Annotated in this window: 2 protein-coding genes and 1 pseudogene; 1 reads left to right on the forward strand and 2 read right to left on the reverse strand. The window is 45.5% G+C overall.

What is annotated here, in order from left to right; all coding sequences use genetic code 11:
* The coding region (locus B7Y67_RS16045; RefSeq protein WP_293599488.1) for a 4Fe-4S dicluster domain-containing protein at window positions 1–1,315 on the forward strand (1,315 nt) is incomplete at its 5' end.
* A gap of 21 nt (window positions 1,316–1,336) precedes the next feature.
* On the opposite strand, the gene B7Y67_RS16050 is transcribed toward B7Y67_RS16045, so the two are convergent.
* Both B7Y67_RS16050 and B7Y67_RS16055 read right to left on the reverse strand, forming a co-directional pair.
* Window positions 1,337–1,678 carry an AzlD domain-containing protein gene (locus B7Y67_RS16050; protein WP_293599489.1) on the reverse strand — a complete coding sequence of 114 codons (342 nt, stop codon included), beginning with the start codon at window positions 1,676–1,678 and terminating at the stop codon, window positions 1,337–1,339.
* Window positions 1,678–2,098 (reverse strand): annotated as a pseudogene (locus B7Y67_RS16055) (branched-chain amino acid ABC transporter permease); the annotation flags it as partial. The gene B7Y67_RS16050 and the pseudogene B7Y67_RS16055, both read right to left, overlap by 1 nt.

Genomic DNA, 2,098 nt, shown 5'->3' on the forward strand with positions numbered 1-2,098 from the left:
GATGTGCAACAACAATGGTCACTGTCGTAAATTTGATGCGGAAGTGATGTGCCCAAGTTACCGCGTGACTCGCGATGAAAAGCACCTCACCCGTGGTCGTGCCAATACTTTACGTCTCGCACTCTCCAATCAATTGGATGTCAAAGATGAAAGTTCACCCCTTGGTAGCGACGCTATTAAGGAAGTGATGGAGCTCTGTGTAAGCTGCAAGGCCTGCCGCCGTGAATGCCCTACTGGCGTCGATATGGCGAAGATGAAGATTGAGTTTTTATCGGCCTACAAAAAACGGGTTGGGCACTCATTACGAGATCTAGCTGTTGCCTATCTACCGAAATATGCACCCATCATTAGCAGCATTCCTGGTTTGCCTGCGCTGCTCAATCTGCGTAACCATATTGCCCCGATTGCCAAATTACAAGAATGGATCATGGGCATCTCTGCACAAAGAAGTCTGCCAATCTGGAATGCAAAAACATTCTGGAGTAATCAGAATGCAATTGCACATTATCAATTTACCCCGGCTGAACTCAGTCAAGATGATGCCAATGGTAATAAAGGCGTTGTGCTGTTGGCAGATACCTTCAATGCCTACTTTGAAGATGAGAATTTACAAGCAGCACTTGCGGTACTGAAGGCTGCTGGATATCGTGTCCATATTCCACAGAAGAGCTTGGCTAAGGAAAAAGCAGACTCCACACCAAATACGTGTTCTAAGGAATTTTGCTGTGGCCGCACCTATTTAGCCGCTGGTATGGTGGATAAAGCCAAAGCCAGTTTGGATGAGTTGGTAAATCATCTTGCGCCATTTGCAGAAAAGAATATTCCTATCATTGGTCTAGAACCTTCTTGCCTGTTCACCTTGAAGGATGAAGCTTTAGTCATGGGCTTTGGTGAGCGTGCGGTAACAGTAAGTAAGCATGTACAGCTCTTAGAAGAATTTTTAGCTCAAGAAGCAAAGAGTGGAAAACTGCGACTTCAGTTAAAGCCAGCCTCGCGCCCGGTGTTATTTCATGGTCATTGCCATCAGAAATCATTTGCTGCTGTAACACCGGCGATGGAGCTCTTGAAGTTAATCCCGAATGCTGAACCCAAGCTGATTGAATCATCCTGCTGCGGCATGGCAGGTAGCTTTGGTTATGAAGCTGAGCATATTGAAGTTTCAAAGCAAATGGCAGAAGCTAGCCTCTTACCAGCAATACGGAGGGCACCAGATAGTTGGGTAGTTGCAGATGGGACAAGCTGTCGCCACCAGATTGCCGATGGCACACAAAGAGATGCAGTACACATTGCCAAAATTTTGGCTGCCCATCTTTAAATCAAACTACTTAAGATTTGCTTAGCGTATAACGCCGTAAGCCAACATCAGAAGCGTTCCAGTCAATAGGGCTGGAACGAGGCGGTGGGTTGGTTTTGAAACCATCACACCCAAACTGAGAAGGCAAATCAGAATCCGAATCCATATGGGTACTGTTGCTAATAGACCAATTGGCATCAAGACCATTCTGACCACTAAAGCTGCAACCATGGCATAGGTTACTGCGGCAAGCCAACGAAAGATTTCACTGTCTTGGTTAATTTTTTTGGCGAGCAAAACACCAATGGCACGGCAAAAATAAGTTCCAAGAGTAGCGCCAGCTAAGGCAATCCATAAACCCCAGCCTTGAAGAGCGGTATTCATTAGCCTATTACCCCTGCTTTCTTACGCAACACTTTGCGATCAAATAAATAGGCAGCAGTTCCAGCGACTAAACCAGTAGTCAGCAAGCTCGTATCGCGATCCAAAATAAAGAAAAATGGACCCAGTACAAATCCCAGACCAATAGCAATTCGATTAATCCAGACCTTTACTTCAGTAAATGTCAGCAAAAAGAACAAAGGATTAATAAAAACTAAACCAAGCGTAATGGCTGGAGGCACCATACCAGCCAAGTAGTAACCCAAAATAGTACCGGGCACTGAGATCAGCCAACACAAGAGGCCAAGACCCATGAAATAACTTAGACGATGCTTTGCCTCAATAGTCTGAAACTCTCGCATCGAAATTGCCCATGCTGTCATTGCTAGCAGATGAACCGAAGCATAGAGACCGTGATTGCGA

It is taken from the genome of Polynucleobacter sp. 35-46-11 (assembly GCF_002281105.1).

Coding starts and splice junctions, on each gene's coding strand:
- B7Y67_RS16050 (WP_293599489.1), bottom strand. CDS start 1,678: ATGAATACCGCTCTTCAAGGCTGGGGTTTATGGATTGCCTTAGCTGGC.